The sequence below is a fragment of the Humitalea rosea genome (assembly GCF_003253705.1).
In the GTDB taxonomy this organism is placed as follows: Bacteria; Pseudomonadota; Alphaproteobacteria; order Acetobacterales; family Acetobacteraceae; genus Humitalea; species Humitalea rosea.
Genome location: NZ_QKYU01000018.1, coordinates 1 through 18,943 on the forward strand (window position 1 = coordinate 1; position 18,943 = coordinate 18,943).

Consider the following 18,943-nt stretch of genomic DNA (forward strand, 5'->3'; position numbering starts at 1 on the left):
AAAACCATCCCGACACCGCCGCCGCGCCGTGATCCTGGCATGCCAGGATCACGGCGTCAGGCACTGCAGAAGCAGCATCTGAACGGTAGGGCAGCATGACCGCGATCAGCACAGGTGCGGAGGGTTTCCTGGGGCGCTACGCGGGCCTGACCGGCCGGTTGCCTGGTGCGACGCTCCCGGCGGTCGCTGCACTACGTGAAGCCGCGGCGGCAACCTTCCGTCGCACCGGCTTCCCGACGCGGCGGGCCGAGGCCTGGAAGTACACCGACCTCAACCCGGTCGCCCAATCGGCGTTTCATGAGCCGCTGACCGCGGTTGATGGCGCCGTGGCCCTGCCGCCGGAAACCGGCGCGATCCGCGCGGTCTTCGTCGATGGACGCTTCCGCGACGATCTCTCGGCCTTGCCCGCCTATGCCATGCCGCTGGCGCTGGACCCCGCCGCCGCGACCCGTGGGATCGCCGATGCGGTGCTGCCGATGGTCGCGCTGAACACCATGCTGTTCGAGGACGGGCTGGTCGTCGATCTCGCCGAAGGCGTCGATGGCGGCACGCTCGACCTGGTTTCGGCCAGCGACGCGCATCCCACGGCCTTCCATCCGCGCCATGTCATCCGGCTCGGTGCCGGCGCCTCGCTGCTGCTGATCGAGCGGAATGTCTCGGCTGCCGGCATCGCCTCGCTGCACAACCCGGTGTTCGAGATCGACCTCGGCGCCGGCGCGAAGCTCACGCATCTGCGGCTGAACACCGAGGCGCCGGAGGCCTTCCATGTCGCGACCATCGCCGTGCGCTGCGCCGCCGATGCGGTCTATGACAGCTTCGCCCTGAACCTCGGCGCCCGCATCACGCGGAACGAGATGCATGTGGCCCTGAACGGCACCGGCGCCGCCGCGCATCTGAACGGCGCGCAGCTTCTGGACGGCACGCGGGTTTGCGACACCTCGACCTACCTCGACCACGCCGCCCCGGGCTGCGCCAGCCGCCAGACCTACAAGTCGGTGCTGGCCGGCCGCTCCCGGGGCGTGTTCCAGGGCAAGATTTTGGTCCGCCAGATCGCCCAGAAGACCGATGGCTACCAGATGAACCAGGCCTTGCTGCTGAGCGACGAGGCGGAGATGGACGCCAAGCCGCAGCTCGAAATCTACGCCGATGACGTGAAATGCAGCCATGGCGCCACCATCGGCGCGCTGGATGAGGAAGCAATGTTCTTCCTCCGCTCGCGCGGCATTCCGATGACCGAGGCGCGTGCGCTGCTCGTGGAGGCTTTCGTGCAGGACGCCATCGCCCAGATGCCCGAAGAAGCGGCGCGCGACGCCGTGCGTGCCGTGCTCACCCGCGCCTGGAAGGTGGCCGCGTAATGGACGGCGTGCTTCGCCCCGGCTTCGATGTGACGCGCATCCGGCAGGATTTCCCGATCCTTTCGGCGCCCACGCCGCGTGGCAAGCCGCTGGTCTTCCTCGACTCCGGTGCCAGCGCCCAAAAACCGCGGCAGGTGATCGCGGCGATGACGCGCTGCATGGAGACCGCCTACGCGAACGTCCATCGCGGCGCCTATAATCTGTCGGAAGTCGCGACAGAATCCTTCGAGGCCGCGCGCGGCGCCGTCGCGAAATTCCTCAATGTCGCCGACAGCCGCGAGATCGTCTTCACCCGCAACAGCACCGAGGCCATCAACATGGTCGCCCATGGCCATGGCCGTGGCGTCATGCGCGCGGGCCAGGCGGTGGTGGTGTCGGAGATGGAGCATCATGCCAACCTCGTGCCCTGGCAGATGCTGCGGGATGCGGGGCGGGGGATCGAACTCCGCGTCTGCCGCGTCACCGATGCCGGTGAGCTGGACCTCGCGCATCTGGAAGACCTGCTGGCCGATGGCCGCGTCGGCCTCGTCGCGGTGACGCAGATGTCCAACGTGCTCGGCACGGTGGTTCCCGCCGAACGGGTGGTGGCACTGGCCCATGCCAAGGGTGCCTTGGTGCTGTTCGACGGCAGCCAGGCCGCGGTCCATCGCCGCCAGGATCTGACGGCGCTCGGTTGCGATTTCTATGTGTTCACCGGCCACAAGCTCTACGGGCCGACCGGCATCGGCGTGCTCTGGGGCCGGCTGGCGCTGCTGGAGGCGATGCCCCCACTCTACGGCGGCGGCGACATGATTTCCGAAGTCACGCTGGAACGCAGCCTCTGGGCCCCGGTTCCCGCCAAGCATGAGGCGGGAACCCCCGCGATCATCGAGGCTGTCGGCCTGCACGCCGCCATCGACTACGTGAACGCCATCGGCTTCGACGCGATCGAGGCGCATGAGCGCGAACTGACCGAACACGCCATGGCCAAGCTCTCGGCGGTTGAAGGCCTGTCCATCCTCGGCGCGGCACAGGATCGTGGCGGGGTCTTCGCCTTCAGCCTCGACAACGCCCATGCCCATGACCTCTCGACATTGCTGGACCGCGCCGGCATCGCGGTCCGCGCCGGCCGCCATTGCGCCGAGCCCCTGCACACCCGATTTGGATTGGACGGCACGTGCCGCGCTTCCTTCGGCATCTACACGACCATCGAGGAAGTGGATTTTCTGGCCGATGCCCTCGGCCATGCTCGAAAGTTTTTCGCCTGATGTTCGACGATCTGCGCGACCTGTACCAGGAAGTCATCCTCGACCACGGCCGCAAGCCGCGGAATTTCCGCCGGCTTGAGAACGCGACCCATCATGCCCGCGGCGATAATCCGCTCTGCGGCGACCGCATGGAGCTGTTCCTGGCGATGGAGGAGGATGGCAAGATCGCCGATGCCGCCTTTCAGGGCCGCGGCTGTGCCATCAGCATGGCCAGCGCCAGCCTGATGACGGAGACGGTGCGCGGCAAGACGCCGGCTCAGGCCCGCGCCCTCGGCAATGCCTTCCGCGGCCTGGCGATGACCGGCACCTGCCCGGACTGCGGCGCCGAACTCGCTGATGACATGGAGCGTCTCAGCCCCCTGTCCGGCGTGCATGAATTTCCGAGCCGGGTGAAATGCGCGACCCTGGCCTGGCATACGCTGAACAATGCGCTCGACGACAATCAGGAGGACGCGCGCAGTGAGTGAACAAGCCCCTGTCCACGGCGCCTGGACCCCCCAGGGCGAGGACCAGCCCAAGGTCTCCGAGGTCGCGATCATCGACATGATCAAGACCGTCTTCGACCCGGAGATCCCGGTCGACATCTACGAACTCGGCCTGATCTACGCGATCGAGATCGAGGATTCGGGCAATGTGAAGGTCGAGATGACCCTCACGACTCCCTCCTGCCCCTCTGCGCAGGAACTGCCGCAGCAGGTCGAGGAAGCCATCCGCATGGTCCCCGGCGTCAATGACGTCACCGTCGAAGTCGTCTGGGACCCGACCTGGGACCAGTCGCGCATGTCGGAAGACGCGCGCCTCGCCCTGAACATGTTTTGAGGGAGGCCACGTCATGAGCACGACCACCCAACCCCCCGTCCGCGTGAAGCGCGAACTCCCGCCCCTGATGCGGATCAGCGACGCCGCGGCCGAACGGCTGCGCGGCCTTTACAGCGGCGGCCAGTCCGGCAGGCTGCTGCGGATCGCGGTGAAGACCAAGGGCTGCTCTGGCCTGTCCTATGATCTCGGTTGGGTCGATGCGGCCCGCCCAGGTGACGAAGTTGTCACGGACCAGGGGCTGACCGTGCTGGTCGACAGCAAGGCGACGCTTTTCCTCATCGGGACCGTCATGGACTATGAAACCAAGGCCATGAGCGCAGGTTTCACCTTCGTAAACCCGAATGAAAAGGGCCGCTGCGGCTGCGGCGAGAGTTTCCACGTCTGACGGCTGGGGGCATTATCCCGGGGCCGGTCAACGATAGGGAAAATGTCCGATGTCTCTCTACACAGGCACCACCACCGCCGTCGGCGGCCGCAACGGGCACGTCGAGTCCAGCGATGGCGTGCTGAGCTTCGACCTCTCGATCCCCAAGGGCATGGGCGGCCCCGGCCGTGACGGCGGCGTTTCCATCGACAAGACCGATGCGGGCTTCCGACGTTCCACCACGCTGACCACCAGCCTTCCGGCGCTCGACCGCGCGGTGGCCGAGGCGCTGATGGCCGGGGCGCATCAGGTCTGCCCCTATTCGAAAGCGATCCGTGGCAACATGCCCGTCACCCTGGAGGTGGCGTAGCCTAGATGGCAGAGGGCGAAGCGGGGCTCGTCCCGCGCGCCGTATTCTTCCGGCTCTTCCCGTCGATCGCCTTGCCGATGTTCCTGGCGGCGATCGACCAGACCATCGTTGCCACCGCCCTGCCGGCCATCGCCGCCGATCTGGGGAATGTCGAACATGTCTCCTGGGTCGTCGTCGCCTATCTGATGGCGACCACCATCGCCGCCCCGATCTACGGGCGACTGGGCGATGCCTATGGCCGGCGCTCGATGCTGCTGGGGGCGCTCGGCGTTTTCCTGACCGGGTCGATCTGCTGCGCCATGGCGCCGAGCGTGGAGGCGCTGGCGGCCGCCCGCCTGTTGCAGGGCTTCGGCGGTGGCGGGCTGATGACGCTCTCCCAGGCGCTGGTGGGCGAGACGGTGCCGCCACGGCAGCGGGGGCGCTTCCAGGGCTACCTTGCGACCGTGTTTCTCTGCTCCTCCACCATGGGGCCGCTGCTGGGCGGGCTGCTGGCGCAGCACTTCGGCTGGCGCTCGGTCTTCCTGGTGAACCTGCCGCTGGTCGGGCTCGCGGCGCTGCTCGCGCTACGTCTCGCCAAACCCACCGCCCCTGGCGGGCGGCTCGGTGCGGTGCTCGACATGCCGGGGGTCGTGATCTTCGCCATGGCCGCGCCCTGCGTGCTGCTTGGCCTGGATGCTCTGCGCCAGCCGACCTCGGCCCATCTGGTGGCCGCGGCCATTCTGCTGCCGGCGGGCGCCCTCCTGGTCTGGCTGCTGTTGAAATGGGAGGCGCGGGCGGCGGCCCCCCTGCTGCCCATCGCCTTCATTCGCCGCCCGGAGATCTGGCGGGCGGATGCCATGGCGCTGTGCCATGGGGCGACCCTGATTTCCCTGGTGTCGTTCCTGCCGTTCTACCTGCAGGTGGTGCGCGGGGTGTCGCCGGCTGAATCCGGGTTGATCCTGCTGCCGCTGACCGGCGGCATCGCGATCGGCTCGGTCATCACCGGCCAGATCATGAGCCGGACCGGCGTCACCATGATGCTCTCCGGCATCGGCATGACCTTGCTGGCGGCGGGCCTGTTCTTGCTGGCGATCATGCTGCCGAATATCCCGACGCATTGGCTGCCGCTTTGGTTCGGCCTGCTTTCGCCCTTGCTCGGCACCGTGATGCCGGTGGTGCAGATCACCGTGCAATCGGCGGCCGGCAGGACGCAGCTTGGGGCGGCGTCCTCCTCGGTGCAGTTGTCACGTTCGCTGGGGGCGGCCTCGGGCGCCGCCATCACCGGCACGCTGCTCTTTGCCGCCGCCGCGGCGTTCGCGGGGCAGGGCGGGTTGGCAGCCGTGGTCACGCTGCTGGAATCCGGCTCGGCCGGGGCCGCGAGCATGAGCGAGTCCGCCGCGGCCCTGGCCCGCCTCGACCTGGGGATCGCCTTTCGCGTCGTGCTCGGGGTGATTGGGCTCTATGCGGCGACCTCGGCGCTCCTGGCCTGGAGCAATCCGCAACGCCGGGTCGTGTAGCGCGTTGTTGCGCTGCGCCCGCGCACGCGGGTGTGATCGGGTGGCGCGTGACGCGGCGTGTCACGCCACCGTTTGTCAGCGCATGATGTGGCCATTGGCAGCGGAGGAACGCATGAGTGATGCTGAGCGAGACCAAAAGATCGCTGAGCTGGAGCGTCTCCTGAACGACCCGTCTGTCCGCATGGACCCGGAGCGGATATGGGCTCTTCTGGCCGAGGTATCCGGCGGGCTCGGCGGGCCGAAGCAGGCGCCCGCCCCGCGTTAGGCGGCCCCTGACGCCCCCGGTAACCACAGCGCTTCACCCACGTTATCCTGTCCGAGACAGAGGTAATGTGCCGTGAAGAAAGCTTTTTTGGCCGTGGTAACGCTGCTCCTGCTGGGCGGCGCGGGCTTCACGCTTTTCGCTTGCAGCGAGAATGCGACGCTCCCCCTATCGGCGGGGATTGGCCCGGAGCCGCGGCTTCCGCCGCCGAACCCGACCTTGATCCCCACCGTGAACATTGCCCCCGCGGTAGGCTGGTCCGCAGGTGCGCATCCCATTGCGGCGCCGGGGCTGGGCGTCGTGGCCTTCGCCAGTGGGCTCGACCATCCCCGCAACGTCTATCCCCTGCCCAATGGCGACGTGCTGGTGGCCGAGAGCAACGCCCCGCCCAAGCCTGAGGACAGCCCCGGGCTGCGGGGCTTCATCATGCGCCGCATCATGGCGCGGGCCGGGGCCGGCGTGCCCAGTGCCGACCGCATCTCCCTCCTGCGGGATGCGGATGGCGATGGGGTGGCCGAGACGCGGACCGTCTTCTTGCAAGGACTGCATTCCCCCTTCGGCATGGCCCTGATCGGCGACGAGATCTTTGTCGCGGATACCGATGCGGTGCGCCGCTACCCCTACCAGACCGGCCAGACCAGCATCACCGATCCCGGCACGGTGCTGACCGACCTGCCGGCGGGACCGATCAACCATCACTGGACCAAGAACCTGGTGGCGAGCCCGGATGGGCGGTTCCTCTATGTGAGCATCGGCTCCAACAGCAACGTCGGCGAAAACGGGCTGCCCGCCGAGGAAGGTCGCGCCCAGATATGGGAAGTCGATGCCCGGACCGGCGAGCACCGCAGCTATGCCACCGGCTTGCGCAACCCCAATGGCCTGTCCTTCGCGCCGGGCCCAACGCCGGTGCTCTGGACCGCGGTCAACGAGCGGGATGAGATCGGCAGCGACTTGGTGCCCGATTTCATGACCTCGGTGCGCGATGGCGGCTTCTATGGCTGGCCGTTCAGCTACTACGGCCAGCATGTGGATGAGCGGGTCGCCCCCCAGCAGCCGGAGATGGTCGCGCGGGCGATCGTGCCGGATTACGCCTTGGGGGCGCATACCGCCTCCCTCGGGCTTGCGATCACGGCGCGCAGCGGGCTGCCCGCGCCCTTCGCCGCCGGGGCCTTTGTCGGGCAGCACGGGTCGTGGAACCGGCGGCCGCCGAGCGGCTACCGCGTCATCTTCATCCCCTTCGCCGAAGGGCGCCCGAACGGCGAGCCGATCGAGGTGCTGACAGGCTTCCTGAATGATCAGGGTCAGGCGCGGGGCCGCCCGGTCGGGGTGGCGCTGGATGGGCATGGCGGGCTGCTTGTCGCCGATGACGTCGGCAACATCATCTGGCGGGTTACCGAAGGGGCGCGGTGATCCTCACGCCTCGGCCCGGCGGGCGGCGATCAGGAATTCACGGTTGCCCTCCGGGCCCAGGATCGGGCTCGGTTCGATCCCCAGCACCGTCCAGCCAGGCAGGGCGCTCCACCAGTCGCGGACTCGCTGGCACACCTCCTCATGCACGGCGGGGTCGCGCACCACGCCCCCCTTGCCGACCTGGGAGGGGCCAGCCTCGAACTGCGGCTTGATCAGCGCGACCGCCCAGGCCCCTGGGCCGCAGAGGGCGAGCGGCGCCGCCAGCACTGTGCGTAGCCCGATGAAGCTGGCGTCGCAGACCAGCACCCCCGCCGGTTCCGGCACCTGCGTGGCATCGAGATAGCGGGCATTGACCCGTTCCATCACCGTGACCCGCGGGTCCTGCCGCAAGGTCCAGGCCAATTGCCCGTGCCCCACATCCACGGCCACCACATGCGCCGCCCCACGGGTCAACAACACATCGGTGAAGCCGCCGGTGGAGGCGCCGATGTCCAGGCAGGTCCGTCCGGTCGGGTCCAGCCCGAAATGGCTCAGCGCATGGTCGAGCTTCAGCCCGCCTCGGCTGACCCAAGGGTGGTCCTGCCCGCGTAGTTCAAGTGGCTGGTCGGCACGGAGCAGGTCGCCGGGCTTGTTGACCCGCGCCTCGCCGGAAAACACCTTGCCGGCGAGGATATAGGCCTGGGCGCGGGTGCGGCTTTCGGCGAGGCCGCGCTCCACAAGCGCCAGATCGGCCCGCAGACGGGCTGCGCTGGCCATGATGCTGAAACTCCTTCAGGCGCGGGCGGGACGGGCCTGGGCGTCGGACCCAAGGGCCGCAAGCCCCGCCGCGACGATCTGCGGGGCATTCAGCCCCGCCTCGTCATACTGCTTTCGCGGGCTGTCGTGGTCGATCAAACGATCGGGCAGGCACAGCGTGCGGATACGCAAGCCACGGTCCAGCAGCCCGGTCTTGGCCAGATGCTGCAACACCATGGCGCCGAAGCCGCCGGGGGCACCTTCCTCCAGGGTGATGAGCACCGCGTGTTCGCGCGCGAGGCGCTCGATCAGCGCGGTATCCAGCGGCTTGGCGAAGCGCGCATCGGCGACGGTGCAGGACAGGCCGCGCGCGGCGAAATCATCCGCCGCCAGCAGCGCTTCCGCGAGGCGGGTGCCGTAGGAGAGCAGGCAGATCGTGGTTCCCTCCCGCAAAATCCGGCCGCGGCCGATCTCCAGCGGCGTGCCGCGTTCGGGCAGGGCGAGGCCGGTGCTGTCCCCGCGCGGAAAACGCAGCCCGATCGGGCCCTCGTCGAAGGCGGCGGCGGTCGCGACCATATGGGTCAGCTCCACCTCATCCGCCGCGGCCATGAGCGTCATGCCCGGCAGGCAGCCGAGGAAGGCGATGTCATAGGCGCCGGCATGGGTCGCGCCATCGGCCCCCACCAGCCCGGCACGGTCCATGGCGAAGCGCACCGGCAGGGATTGCAGCGCCACGTCATGCACCACCTGGTCATAGGCGCGTTGGAGGAAGGTCGAGTAGATCGCGACGAAGGGCTTCATGCCCTCGGTCGCCATGCCGGCGGCGAAGGTCACCGCATGCTGCTCGGCGATGCCGACGTCGAAGCAGCGGGTCGGGAAGGCCTTGGCGAAGGCGTCGAGCCCGGTGCCGCCCGGCATCGCGGCGGTGATGGCGACAATGCGGTCATCGGCCGAGGCCTCGGTGATCAGCGCCTTGGCGAAGACCTTGGTATAGGCGGGCGGGCCCGGCGGGGCCTTTTGCTGCTCGCCGGTGATGACGTTGAATTTCTGGACGCCATGGTATTTGTCGGCGGAGGCCTCGGCCGGGGCATAGCCGCGGCCCTTCTGCGTCACCGCATGCAGCAGGATCGGCCGGGCATCCTCGGCATCCCGCAGGTTGCGCAGGATCGGCAGCAGATGGTCGAGTTCGTGCCCATCCACCGGGCCGACGTAATAGAAGCCGAGTTCCTCGAACAGCGTCCCGCCGGTCAGCAGCCCACGGGCATATTCATCGGCCCGCCGAGCGGCGCGCTCAAGCGGGGCTGGGAAGCGGCGGGCGACCTTGGCCATCACCTCACGTAGCGACAGGAAGGGGCGGGAGGAGATCAGCCGCGACAGATAGGCCGAGAGCGCGCCCACCGGGGGGGCGATGCTCATGTCATTGTCGTTGAGGATGACGATCAGCCGCGACTTCTGCGCCCCGGCATTGTTCATCGCCTCATAGGCCATGCCCGCGCTCATCGCGCCGTCGCCGATGACGGCGATGACATGGCGGTCGTCGCCCTTCAGGTCGCGGGCGACCGCCATGCCGAGGCCGGCCGAGATGCTGGTGCTGGAATGCGCGGCGCCGAAGGGGTCGTATTCGCTCTCCGACCGCCGGGTGAAGCCCGAGAGCCCACCGCCCTGGCGCAGGGTGCGGATGCGGTCGCGCCGCCCGGTCAGAATCTTGTGAGGATAGGCTTGGTGGCCGACATCCCAGATCAGGCGGTCATGCGGCGTGTCGAAGACGGCATGGATCGCGACCGTCAACTCGACCACGCCGAGCGAGGCGCCGAGGTGGCCACCGGTGGTGGAGACAACGTGGATGGTCTCCGCGCGCAGCTCATCGGCCAATTGCTTGAGCTGTTCGGCCGAGAAATTGCGAAGATCGGCTGGGACGTTCACGCGATCCAGCAGCGGGGTTACCGGGCGGGCGGTCATGACCGACGGCCAAGCACATATTGGGCTAGCATGCGTAAAATGTTGGCACGATCACCGAAACTGTCCAGATGCCGGGTGGCCTGCTCGATCAATCGTTCCGCCTGCGACCGCGCCCGTTCCGGCCCAAGAAGGGCCACCAAGGTCGCTTTTCCGGCCGCGGCATCCTTGGCGGTGCGCTTGCCGGTCTCCTCAGGCGTCGAGGTCAGGTCCAGCAGGTCGTCGGCGATCTGGAAGGCGGCGCCGACCTCGCGGCCATACAGCGCCAGGGCATGCCGCTGGGCGGCCGGGGCCTTGCCGAGGATGGCGCCCGCCTCGGCCGAGAATTCGATGAGGCGCCCGGTCTTCATCATCTGCAAACGCCCGACCTCGGCTTCGGTATGCGCCTGGGTCGCGGATTCCGAGAGAATATCCAGCATCTGCCCGCCGCACATGCCGCGCGCACCGGCGGCACGGGCGAGGCAGCGGACCAGTTCGCAGCGGACGGCGGGGTCGGCGTGGGTGTCTTCCTCGGAGAGGATCTGGAAGGCGAGGGCCTGGAGCGCATCGCCCGCCAGGATCGCCGTCGCCTCGTCGAAGGCGATGTGGCAGGTCGGCTTGCCGCGGCGCAAATCATCGTCATCCATCGCCGGCAGGTCGTCGTGGATCAGGGAATAGGCGTGCAGCATCTCGATCGCCGCCGCGACCCGCAGGGCGGATTCCCGCGCGACGGTGAATTGCCCGGCCCCTTCCAGCACCAGGAACCCGCGCATCCGCTTGCCGCCGCCGAGTGCGGCATGGCGCATGGCGGCAAAGAGGCGGGCCTCGTCGCCCTCCTCGATCGGCAGGAGCATGTCGAGCGCTCCCTCGATCTCCGCCCGTGCCAGGGCCAGCGCCGCATGCAGCTCCACCGGCTCCGCCTGGCCGCTCATTCCATGGGCCTCGTGCCCGCCGCCTGGCCATCGGGGCCGAGGGTGATGGCGAGCACCTTGGCCTCGGCTTCGGCCAGCAGCCGCTCGCAATGCCGGCGCAGCGCGTCGCCGCGCTCATAGGCGCCGATCGCCTCGGCCAAGGCGCCCTGGCCGGTTTCCAGGCGTTTCACGATGCCTTCAAGCTCGGCCAGGGCCGCTTCGAAGGACAGGTCGGCGATCTCGGCGGCATCGGCCATGCCAGGCGGCTCCCATCGGTCAGGCCACCATCAGCGCCCGGACATGGGCGGCGGTGGAGGCGGCTAGTGCGACGAGGTCGTAGCCGCCTTCCAACACGGAAACCACCCGCCCATCCCTGGCCAGGGCGCAGAGCTCGGTTGTGATCCAGGTGTAGTCGGCCTCCCGCAGCCGGCATTGGGCCAGCGGATCGGCGGCATGGGCGTCAAAACCGGCCGAGATGATGAGCAATTCCGGGTCGAACGCCACCAGCGCCGGCAGCAGCCGATCCCGCCAGACCGCGCGGAAATCCGCGCCATTGGCGCCCGGATGCAGCGGGCCATTGCAGATATTCCCCCGCGCGCCGGTCTCGGCCAGGCTGCCGGTGCCGGGATAGAGCGGCATCTGATGGGAGGAGGCGAGGAACAGCCCCTCCGCGTCCCAGAAGGCGGCCTGGGTGCCATTGCCATGATGCACGTCGAAATCCGCGACCGCGACGCGGGACAGCCCATGCGCCACCTGGGCGTGGCGGGCGGCGATGGCTGCGGTGCTGAACAGGCAGAACCCCATGGATTGATTGGGCTCGGCATGGTGCCCCGGCGGGCGGATGGCGCAGAAGGCGCGCAAGACCTCGCCGCGGCAGACGGCATCGACGCCGGCGATGGCGGCACCCGTGGCGCGCAGCGCGGCATCGACGCTGCCGGCGCTCATCATCGTGTCGCCATCCAGCGCGACACGCTCATCCCCCTGCGGCCGGATCGCCAGGATGGCATCCACATGCGCCTCGGGGTGGATGAGGAGCAGCTGCTCCCGGGTCGCCAGCGGCGCGTGGTCGCGCAGCAGGGTCGCGAATTCCTCGCCCTCCAATGCCGCCAGCACGGCGCGCAGCCGGTCCGGGCATTCCGGATGGCCCTCGCCCATGTCATGGCGCAGGCAGGCGTGATGGGTCAGGAGCAGGACGCTCATGGCGCCGCGTCACGCTTGCGCAGGGTGAAGCGCCAGGCGCCCTTATCCTGGCTGACCGAGACCAGCGCATGGCCGGTTTCGGCCGCGTAGGCGTGGAAATCGGCCACCGAGGCAGGGTCGGTCGCGATCACGGTCAGCCTCGCCCCGGCGGGCAGGCCCCGCAGCGCCTTGTTGGCCTTGAGAACCGGCAGCGGGCAGGTCAGGCCGCTGACGTCCAGCATCGTCTCGCTCATGCGGCGACTCCACCACCACGGGCCCGCTTCGGCAAGCTCAGCGAGTCGGGGCTTGCCGCGCGCGCCGCCGTCTTCCACCCTGGGGGGATGCGCATCGGTATCGACCTGGGTGGAACGAAGATAGAAATCGTGGCGCTGGACGCGACGGGCCAGCCCCGCCTGCGCCGGCGCATCCCAACCCCACATGATGACTATGCTGCCATCATCACCAGCGTGGCCGGGCTGGTGGAGGCCGCCGAGGCCGAGGCTGGCGAGACGGCCACCGTCGGCATCGGCATCCCCGGCAGCCCCTCGCCCGAGACCGGGCTGGTGCGCAATGCCAATACCCAGGCGCTGAACGGCCAGCCCTTCGGCGCCGACCTCTGCGCCCGGCTGGGGCGCGAGGTGCGGGTGGCCAATGATGCGAACTGCCTGGCGCTGTCGGAGGCCACGGATGGCGCCGGCGCGGGCTTTCCCACCGTCTTCGCGGTGATCCTTGGCACCGGCGTCGGCGGCGGCATCGTGGTCGGCGGCAAGGTGCTGGAGGGGTTGAACGGCATCGCCGGCGAATGGGGCCATACCCCGCTGCCCTGGATGACGGAGGAGGAATTCCCCGGTCCGATGTGCTGGTGCGGGCGGCGCGGCTGCCTCGAAACCTTCCTCTCCGGCCCGGCGTTGGCGGCGGATTCGGGCGCGACCACGGGCCGCGCGGTGGAGACCAGGGCGGCGGAAGGCGACCCGCGCGCCCAGGCGGCATTGGACCGCCACGCCCACCGCCTGGCCCGGGCGCTGGCGATGATCGCCAATATCCTGGACCCGCATTGCATCGTGCTGGCCGGCGGCGTGTCGAAGCTGCAGCACCTCTATGAGCAGGTGCCGGATCTGATGGCGCCGTGGATGTTCGGGGACCTCAAGCGCGTGGTGCTGCGCGAGGCGCTGCATGGCGACAGCTCCGGGGTGTTCGGTGCCGCCAGGCTCTGGGACTAGCCAGGATAGGGGGCGGGGCGTGACCAGCCTCTGCCGCGATTGTCTGCACCATGCCGAGGCCGCCTTCCGCAGCTGCCCGTCCTGCGGCAGCGGGCGGGTGGTGACCCATGCCGAGCTGCTGGCGCTCAGCATCGCCCATGTCGATTGCGACGCCTTCTTCGCCAGTGTCGAGAAGCGCGACGACCCGTCGCTGCGCGGCAAGCCCGTGCTGATCGGCGGCGGCCGGCGCGGGGTGGTGGCGGCGGCCTGCTATGTCGCGCGGACCCGTGGCGTGCGCTCGGCGATGCCGATGTTCAAGGCGCTGGAGGCCTGCCCGGATGCGGTGGTGATCAAGCCGAACATGGCGAAATACGCGACCTGCGCCCGCCAGCTCCGCGCGATGATGGAGGCGCTGACCCCCTTGGTGCAGCCGCTCTCGATCGATGAGGCGGTGCTGGATCTGTCCGGCACCGAGGCGCTGCACCGCGCCCCCCCGGCCGTGACCCTGGCCCGCTTCGCCCTGGCGGTGGAGCGCGAGGTGGGGGTGACCGTGTCGATCGGCCTGGCCAGCAACCGATTGCTGGCCAAGATCGCCGCGGGGCGGGACAAGCCGCGCGGCTTCGCGGTGATCGGGGCCGAGGCCCGCGCCCTGCTCGCCTCCGAGCCGGTGCGGCTGCTGCCCGGGATCGGGCCGGCCGCGGCCCAGCGGCTGGCGCGGGCGGGCATCGTGACCCTCGGCCAGCTCGGCTCGCTCGATGCCAAAGCGGCGCTGCGGTTCGGCGAGGACGGCCCCGCTTTGGCCGCCCGGGCGCGCGGGGAGGACAACCGCCCCGTGGACCCCGTGCGCGAGACCAAGTCGATCAGTGCCGAGACCACCTTCGACGCCGACCTTGCCACGGCGGAGGCGTTGGAGGCGCCGCTGTGGCGGCTGTGCGAGCGGCTCGCGCGGCGCCTCGCGGAGAAGGGATTTGCCGCCGGCGGGGTGGTGCTGAAACTCAAGACCGCCGATTTCGCGAGCCGTACCCGCGCGGCCCGCCTGCCCACGCCGAGCAGCGTGCCCGAGACCCTGTTCGCCGCCATCCGCCCGCTGCTGGCGCGGGAGGTGGACGGCACGGCCTTCCGGCTGATCGGGATCGGTGCGGCACCTCTGGTGCCGGCCCTCGGCGCCGATGCCGGCGATCTGGCCGACCCGGATGCGCCAAGGCGCGCCGCGCGCTGGAAGGCGGTCGAGGCGCTGCGGGCGAAATTCGGCGAAGGGGTTTTGGGGGCTGGGCGGGGCCTGCGGCCGAAGCGTTAGACCGAGGAGGCGATCGCTGGCAGGAAAGCCGGATCCCTCGCCGCCGGATGCGCCTGGTTGCGGAAGCGCAGCTCCCCGCCCTCGGCGGCGTCGGGCGGGGTCAGGCCGAACATCTCCATCCGGCTGCTACAGGAGATCGCCAGCACCGGCTTTGCCGCGCGGTCGGTCAGGAAGCGGCGGGCCGCACCTTCAAGCTCCAGGGTTTCGCGCAGCGCGCGCCATTCGCTGCGCTGCAGATCCTCCACGAACATCGCGAGGATGCCTGGCCGCAGCCCCGTCAGCCGGGCCGAGGCCGCGGCTGCCATGCGGCGGGCGACGGCCGAGGCGATCGCATTCTCCTGCCCCGCCCGCGCCGCCATGACGAAGACGCTGCCGCCCGAGGCATCGCCGGTCACCGCCAGATGCGCCTCATGCCCGAAACTCGCGCGCAGGGTGGAGGGCAGGCTGGGGTTCAGGCTCGCCTGGGCACCGGCCAGGATCAGCGGATCGAGCTTCATCACCGCATCGCCCGAGGCGTTCTGGCGCTTTTGGGCAGCCAGCATGGCCGATATCTGGGCGTGGAGCGCCGCCGTTCGCGTCGGCCCCTGCAACCCCTCCGGCAAGGTCATCTTCAACAGATACCGGCCGGGATGCGCGGCGAGCCAGGTCCGCAGGTCCGGGTTCACCATATCCACCAGCGCGCACCAGTCGCCACGATGCACCGGACGGCCTTCCTCGGCCGAGACCGTCTCGCAGACCACCTCCGCCTCCTGGCCGTCGCGGCGGATCAGCAGGTCATGCGGGCTGTCATCCGCCAGGCCCGCGAAATGCACCTCGAAGCCCCGGGCGCGCTGCATCGCGGCAACGCGCAGGGTGTGGAACAGGGGGATCAGCGTCGCCTCGCCCTCCAGCCCATCGCGCAGCAGCGCCACCAGACGGGCGCGGGGGGCGGGGGCGAGGTTGCCGGCCAGCCGCGCTGCCTCCCGTGCGAAGGCCAGGATCAGCCTCTCGCCGCGTGAGGCGCTGGCCGCGGCCGCCGGATCGGCCATGCGCGCCAGGGTCAGTTCCAGCGCATGGCGCTGCAAGGTGGCGCGGGCCGCCTGGGAATTGCTTGCGCCCATATCCGTCAGCGCCGCCACCCGGTTCGCCCAGCGCCGCCGCCCGCAGAGCGCCACGAAGGCGTTGATGTCGGTGGCGGCGGCACGCGGCTGGGCGATCGTCATGTCGGCTCCGGGGGGCAGGGAGGGTTCAGCGGCACATCTGAACGGCGATATCGGCGTTTTCCAGCACATGCCTAGTCACCCCGCCGAGGATCAACTGGCGCAGGCGGGAATGACTATAGGCACCCATCACCAGCAGATCGGCACCGAAATCCCGCGACGCGCCCAGCAGCCCGGCGCCCACTTCCCGGGTCTGCGGCGAGAAGGAGATCGTCTCCGCCTCGATCCCATGCCAGCGCAGATAGGTCTGGATGCCGGAGGCCTCGGGGCCACGGCGCTGGTATTCCGGGCCGTGCAGGATGGCGACGGCCTTGGCGCGATGCAGCCAGGGCAGCGCCTCGTTGATGCTGGTCGCACTCTGCGCGGTGCCGTTCCAGGCGACGCAGACGCGGTCCCCGATCACCGGCGGCGTCTCGCGCGGGGCCATCAGCACCGGGCGGCCGCTGTCGAACAGCACGGCATGCAGCGCGTCGGAGGAGGAGACATCCTCGCCCGCTTCGGGGTGCGGGACCACGACAAGGTCATAGAGCCGCGCCTGCTGGGCGACGATGTCCTCCTCGCGCCCGGCAATGGACTGGAAGGAGAGGGTGGCGCCCGGGGCCTTCATCGCGGCTTCGGCGGATTCCGCCAGGGTCACGTCGCGGCCGGCGACGAAGCGGGTCCAGAGGTCCTTCACGCGATCGGCGCGCTGGCCGCTCTCGCGTTCGGTCGCGGCCATCATCTCCTCGATCATCGCGCCGGAGAGGCCCTCGCCAGCCAGGGGCGCCACATCGCGCGCATCGATGCGCACATGGAGGCAATGGACATGGGCGTCGTAGATCTGCGCGACATGCAGGGCGGCGTTCAGCGCGGCCTCACCCGAGGCGGTGCCGGTCAAGGGCAGAAGCAGGCGGCGGTAGGCCATGGTGGCTGTCCCCTCGAATTGGGTGTGTGCGTCCGGCGATGGGATAGTAGCGCAGTATTACCGGCCGTGCGTCGCCCGTAAAATGTCCTGATCAAGCAGGTCCCGCGCCGCTGGCAAGGCATCCCCGCTGGCATCCAGCCGTGCCCATTCGATCGTTCCGGGGTCGGCCGCGGCGGAGCGCTCCAGCACGGCGACCGTGGCGTCCGAGGCATCGCCGTGCCGCCCGGCGACCCGCGCGCGCAGCACGTCGAGCGGCGCCTCCAGCCAGATCCCCCGGAAGCGCGCCGGGCTGGCCGCCGCCCCGACCTCGGCGCGGATCAGGGGGTCGAGGAACATCGCATCCAGGATCACGGCATGGCCCGCTGCGATCGCGGCCGCCAGCAGCGCCAACATCTCGGCATGGACCGCGGCGCTGGCGGCGGGGGTATAGGCGGAGTCGGGCAGGCTGGCCTCGGGCGCCACCCCGTGCAGCCGTTTGCGGATCTCATCGCTGCGCAGGATCACAGCACCCGGAGCGGGGCCGAGGTCCGGGGCCAGGGCACGGGCGAGGCGGGATTTGCCGGTGCCCTGCAGCCCGCCGATCGCCAGCACCGGGGCGGGGGCAGCGTGCAGGAAGGCCTCGGCCACGGCCAGCAGCGGCAGGCCGTCATGCCCTGCCGTGGCCTCGCACTGCGCCCGGATCAGCGCCCGGATCGCGAGCCAGACCGGCAGCGGGCCGAGCAGCCCGGCGTCGCCGCCGCGCCCGACATAGCGGTTCAGCACCCGGTTGGCGGCGGCGCGGCCGCAACGGCGGTCGAGGTCCATCAGCAGGAAGGCGAGGTCGTAGCCGGTGTCGATCTCGGCCAGGGCCTCGTCGAATTCCAGCGCGTCGAAGGGCGTCGGCCGGCCGTGCCAGAGCAGCAGGTTGCCCAGATGCAGATCGCCATGGCAGCGGCGGATATGCCCCTGCCGCGCGGCCAGGCACGGCCTCAGCCCCTGCAGCCGGGAGGTGAGGCTGGCGGCCAGTGCCTCGATGCGCACGGGGGGCAGGCCGGCGCCCAATGCGGCGCGGCGGTTGGAGGCCACCACGCCGAGCAGGCGCTCGATCTGGTCCACCCCAGGTACTTCTGGCAGCGCCGCATGCATGGCCAAGACGGCATCGGCCAGCGCGTCGAGCCGGGTCTCGTCCAACTCGCCACGCGCTGCCACGGCATCGAGGAAATCGCCGGGCGGAACGGGCGCCATCTCCAGCACCCATTCCTCGGCCGGCTCCGCGCCGAGCACCAATGCGCCATCCCGCCGCCCGATCGGCAGCACGCCGCGATAGAGACCGGGGGCGAAGGGCGCGTTCAGCTCGAACTCACGCCGCAGGAAGCGCCGCCGGTCGGCCAGGCCGGAAAAGTCCAGGAAGTCGAGCGCCACCGCCTTCTTCATCTTCAGCACGCGGTCGGGGCCGACATAGACGGCGGAGATATGCGTCTCGATCGGCCGCGCACCCGTCAGCCGCGCCAGCAGGGCGGCGGCCTCGGACTGCGCGGCCGGGATGGTCACGGGTACAGCATCTCGATCGCCCAGCCCGTGCCGGCACGGAAGAACACGCGCCGCTCATGCAGGCGGAAGGGCATGTCGCGCCAGAACTCGATCCGGGAGGGGATGCAGCGGAAGCCGCCCCAATGCGGTGGGCGGGGCACCTCCTCGCCGGGGAAGCGGGCATCGGCGGCCGCGACGCCCGCCTCCAGCTCGGCGCGGGAGCCGAGCGGGGTGGTCTGGCGCGAGGCCCAGGCGCCGATCCGCGAAAGCCGCGGGCGGGAGGCGTAATAGGCATCGGCCTCGGCATCGCTCACGCGTTCGATCGCGCCCTCGATGCGGATCTGGCGGCGCAGGCTCTTCCAGTGGAAGCACAGGGCGGCCCGAGGGTTCGCGGCCATCTCATGGCCCTTGCGGCCATTGTCATGGCTGAAAAAGACGAAGCCGCGCGGGTCGAGCCCCTTCAGCAGCAGGATGCGGACAGCGGGGGCGCCTTCCGGCGTCGCGGTTGCCACCGACATCGCATTTGGATCGTTCACCTCGGCTGCGGTGGCCTCAGCCATCCACTCTTCGAACAGGGCGAAAGGGTCTTCGGTTGTTGTCTGCATGGCGGGTAGCCTGATATTGGGCGGCGACGGGGCGGGGGCAGCTGCCCCTTGCCGCATGGGGTGGCGTGTGCCACCAGGACGCGACCCTCGCAACCGCTGGTATGCCTTTACATGAATGACGCTATTCCTACGCCGCTTTCAGTGGCT

General features: G+C 69.8%; 21 protein-coding genes. 11 read left to right on the forward strand and 10 right to left on the reverse strand.

The window, feature by feature from the left end:
- Positions 1-95 precede the first annotated feature (95 nt).
- The 9 genes from sufD (at position 96) to C8P66_RS15465 (ending at position 7,323) form a co-directional block, all read left to right on the forward strand.
- Entirely contained in the window at positions 96-1,355 is a 1,260-nt protein-coding gene (sufD, locus tag C8P66_RS15425; RefSeq protein ID WP_111399178.1) for a Fe-S cluster assembly protein SufD, read from the forward strand.
- Positions 1,355-2,602 carry an aminotransferase class V-fold PLP-dependent enzyme gene (locus C8P66_RS15430; protein WP_111399179.1) on the forward strand — a complete coding sequence of 416 codons (1,248 nt, stop codon included), beginning with the start codon at positions 1,355-1,357 and terminating at the stop codon, positions 2,600-2,602. The genes sufD and C8P66_RS15430 overlap by 1 nt, the downstream gene beginning before the upstream one ends.
- Positions 2,602-3,069, forward strand: coding sequence for a Fe-S cluster assembly sulfur transfer protein SufU (sufU, locus tag C8P66_RS15435; protein ID WP_111399180.1), 468 nt, complete (start codon positions 2,602-2,604; stop codon positions 3,067-3,069). The genes C8P66_RS15430 and sufU overlap by 1 nt, the downstream gene beginning before the upstream one ends.
- The gene (locus C8P66_RS15440; RefSeq protein WP_111399181.1) at positions 3,029-3,421 is read left to right on the forward strand and encodes an SUF system Fe-S cluster assembly protein; all 393 of its coding nucleotides are present in this window, start codon (positions 3,029-3,031) and stop codon (positions 3,419-3,421) included. Before sufU ends, C8P66_RS15440 begins: the two co-directional genes overlap by 41 nt.
- 13 nt (positions 3,422-3,434) lie before the next feature.
- Positions 3,435-3,806, forward strand: coding sequence for a HesB/IscA family protein (locus C8P66_RS15445; protein WP_111399182.1), 372 nt, complete (start codon positions 3,435-3,437; stop codon positions 3,804-3,806).
- A 49-nt stretch (positions 3,807-3,855) separates the two neighbouring features.
- The gene (locus C8P66_RS15450; protein ID WP_111399183.1) at positions 3,856-4,155 is read left to right on the forward strand and encodes an OsmC family protein; all 300 of its coding nucleotides are present in this window, start codon (positions 3,856-3,858) and stop codon (positions 4,153-4,155) included.
- A gap of 5 nt (positions 4,156-4,160) precedes the next feature.
- The gene (locus C8P66_RS15455) at positions 4,161-5,651 is read left to right on the forward strand and encodes an MFS transporter (RefSeq protein WP_111399184.1); all 1,491 of its coding nucleotides are present in this window, start codon (positions 4,161-4,163) and stop codon (positions 5,649-5,651) included.
- A 112-nt stretch (positions 5,652-5,763) separates the two neighbouring features.
- Entirely contained in the window at positions 5,764-5,916 is a 153-nt protein-coding gene (locus C8P66_RS15460; RefSeq protein WP_111399185.1) for a peptide chain release factor 1, read from the forward strand.
- Positions 5,917-6,144: 228 nt separating this feature from the next.
- The gene (locus tag C8P66_RS15465) at positions 6,145-7,323 is read left to right on the forward strand and encodes a PQQ-dependent sugar dehydrogenase (protein ID WP_456303645.1); all 1,179 of its coding nucleotides are present in this window, start codon (positions 6,145-6,147) and stop codon (positions 7,321-7,323) included.
- Between the two features lie 3 nt (positions 7,324-7,326).
- Here the strand turns inward: C8P66_RS15465 and C8P66_RS15470 are convergent, their stop codons facing one another.
- Genes C8P66_RS15470 through C8P66_RS15495 form a run of 6 tightly spaced genes read right to left on the reverse strand, consistent with a single transcriptional unit; the run spans position 7,327 to position 12,337 of the window.
- Positions 7,327-8,079 carry a TlyA family RNA methyltransferase gene (locus C8P66_RS15470; RefSeq protein WP_111399187.1) on the reverse strand — a complete coding sequence of 251 codons (753 nt, stop codon included), beginning with the start codon at positions 8,077-8,079 and terminating at the stop codon, positions 7,327-7,329.
- 15 nt (positions 8,080-8,094) lie between these two features.
- Positions 8,095-10,017: a 1-deoxy-D-xylulose-5-phosphate synthase gene (dxs, locus tag C8P66_RS15475; protein WP_111399188.1), complete on the reverse strand. Its 1,923-nt coding sequence runs from the start codon at positions 10,015-10,017 to the stop codon at positions 8,095-8,097.
- Positions 10,014-10,925 (reverse strand): polyprenyl synthetase family protein, encoded by a 912-nt coding sequence (locus tag C8P66_RS15480; RefSeq protein WP_111399189.1) that lies wholly within the window; start codon positions 10,923-10,925, stop codon positions 10,014-10,016. Before C8P66_RS15480 ends, dxs begins: the two co-directional genes overlap by 4 nt.
- The gene (locus tag C8P66_RS15485; RefSeq protein ID WP_111399190.1) at positions 10,922-11,161 is read right to left on the reverse strand and encodes an exodeoxyribonuclease VII small subunit; all 240 of its coding nucleotides are present in this window, start codon (positions 11,159-11,161) and stop codon (positions 10,922-10,924) included. The genes C8P66_RS15480 and C8P66_RS15485 overlap by 4 nt, the downstream gene beginning before the upstream one ends.
- Before the next feature lie 19 nt (positions 11,162-11,180).
- A complete protein-coding gene (locus tag C8P66_RS15490) occupies positions 11,181-12,104 on the reverse strand; it encodes a histone deacetylase family protein (RefSeq protein ID WP_111399191.1) in 924 nt (307 codons plus the stop codon).
- A complete protein-coding gene (locus tag C8P66_RS15495; RefSeq protein ID WP_111399192.1) occupies positions 12,101-12,337 on the reverse strand; it encodes a sulfurtransferase TusA family protein in 237 nt (78 codons plus the stop codon). The genes C8P66_RS15490 and C8P66_RS15495 overlap by 4 nt, the downstream gene beginning before the upstream one ends.
- Positions 12,338-12,424: 87 nt before the next feature.
- Between C8P66_RS15495 and C8P66_RS15500 the strand changes: the two genes are divergently transcribed.
- Together C8P66_RS15500 and C8P66_RS15505 are read left to right on the forward strand one after the other, a co-directional pair.
- Entirely contained in the window at positions 12,425-13,303 is an 879-nt protein-coding gene (locus C8P66_RS15500; RefSeq protein WP_111399193.1) for an ROK family protein, read from the forward strand.
- Positions 13,304-13,322: 19 nt separating this feature from the next.
- Entirely contained in the window at positions 13,323-14,579 is a 1,257-nt protein-coding gene (locus C8P66_RS15505) for a DNA polymerase IV (RefSeq protein ID WP_111399194.1), read from the forward strand.
- Here C8P66_RS15505 and C8P66_RS15510 read toward each other — a convergent pair.
- The 4 genes from C8P66_RS15510 to pdxH are packed head-to-tail and all read right to left on the reverse strand — an operon-like array spanning position 14,576 to position 18,796.
- Positions 14,576-15,781: a hypothetical protein gene (locus tag C8P66_RS15510; protein WP_111399195.1), complete on the reverse strand. Its 1,206-nt coding sequence runs from the start codon at positions 15,779-15,781 to the stop codon at positions 14,576-14,578. The genes C8P66_RS15505 and C8P66_RS15510 overlap by 4 nt on opposite strands.
- Positions 15,782-15,806: 25 nt before the next feature.
- Positions 15,807-16,682, reverse strand: a complete 876-nt coding sequence (locus C8P66_RS15515) for a universal stress protein (protein WP_111399196.1) — start codon at positions 16,680-16,682, stop codon at positions 15,807-15,809.
- Positions 16,683-16,739: 57 nt separating this feature from the next.
- Positions 16,740-18,212 (reverse strand): bifunctional aminoglycoside phosphotransferase/ATP-binding protein, encoded by a 1,473-nt coding sequence (locus tag C8P66_RS15520; RefSeq protein WP_111399197.1) that lies wholly within the window; start codon positions 18,210-18,212, stop codon positions 16,740-16,742.
- On the reverse strand, positions 18,209-18,796 hold the full coding sequence (gene pdxH, locus C8P66_RS15525) for a pyridoxamine 5'-phosphate oxidase (RefSeq protein ID WP_111399198.1): 588 nt from the start codon (positions 18,794-18,796) through the stop codon (positions 18,209-18,211). Before pdxH ends, C8P66_RS15520 begins: the two co-directional genes overlap by 4 nt.
- Positions 18,797-18,943: the final 147 nt, after the last annotated feature.

Coding starts and splice junctions, on each gene's coding strand:
- sufD (WP_111399178.1), top strand. CDS start 96: ATGACCGCGATCAGCACAGGTGCGGAGGGTTTCCTGGGGCGCTACGCG.
- C8P66_RS15430 (WP_111399179.1), top strand. CDS start 1,355: ATGGACGGCGTGCTTCGCCCCGGCTTCGATGTGACGCGCATCCGGCAG.
- sufU (WP_111399180.1), top strand. CDS start 2,602: ATGTTCGACGATCTGCGCGACCTGTACCAGGAAGTCATCCTCGACCAC.
- C8P66_RS15440 (WP_111399181.1), top strand. CDS start 3,029: ATGCGCTCGACGACAATCAGGAGGACGCGCGCAGTGAGTGAACAAGCC.
- C8P66_RS15445 (WP_111399182.1), top strand. CDS start 3,435: ATGAGCACGACCACCCAACCCCCCGTCCGCGTGAAGCGCGAACTCCCG.
- C8P66_RS15450 (WP_111399183.1), top strand. CDS start 3,856: ATGTCTCTCTACACAGGCACCACCACCGCCGTCGGCGGCCGCAACGGG.
- C8P66_RS15455 (WP_111399184.1), top strand. CDS start 4,161: ATGGCAGAGGGCGAAGCGGGGCTCGTCCCGCGCGCCGTATTCTTCCGG.
- C8P66_RS15460 (WP_111399185.1), top strand. CDS start 5,764: ATGAGTGATGCTGAGCGAGACCAAAAGATCGCTGAGCTGGAGCGTCTC.
- C8P66_RS15470 (WP_111399187.1), bottom strand. CDS start 8,079: ATGGCCAGCGCAGCCCGTCTGCGGGCCGATCTGGCGCTTGTGGAGCGC.
- dxs (WP_111399188.1), bottom strand. CDS start 10,017: ATGACCGCCCGCCCGGTAACCCCGCTGCTGGATCGCGTGAACGTCCCA.
- C8P66_RS15480 (WP_111399189.1), bottom strand. CDS start 10,925: ATGAGCGGCCAGGCGGAGCCGGTGGAGCTGCATGCGGCGCTGGCCCTG.
- C8P66_RS15485 (WP_111399190.1), bottom strand. CDS start 11,161: ATGGCCGATGCCGCCGAGATCGCCGACCTGTCCTTCGAAGCGGCCCTG.
- C8P66_RS15490 (WP_111399191.1), bottom strand. CDS start 12,104: ATGAGCGTCCTGCTCCTGACCCATCACGCCTGCCTGCGCCATGACATG.
- C8P66_RS15495 (WP_111399192.1), bottom strand. CDS start 12,337: ATGAGCGAGACGATGCTGGACGTCAGCGGCCTGACCTGCCCGCTGCCG.
- C8P66_RS15500 (WP_111399193.1), top strand. CDS start 12,425: ATGCGCATCGGTATCGACCTGGGTGGAACGAAGATAGAAATCGTGGCG.
- C8P66_RS15510 (WP_111399195.1), bottom strand. CDS start 15,781: ATGACGATCGCCCAGCCGCGTGCCGCCGCCACCGACATCAACGCCTTC.
- C8P66_RS15515 (WP_111399196.1), bottom strand. CDS start 16,682: ATGGCCTACCGCCGCCTGCTTCTGCCCTTGACCGGCACCGCCTCGGGT.
- pdxH (WP_111399198.1), bottom strand. CDS start 18,796: ATGCAGACAACAACCGAAGACCCTTTCGCCCTGTTCGAAGAGTGGATG.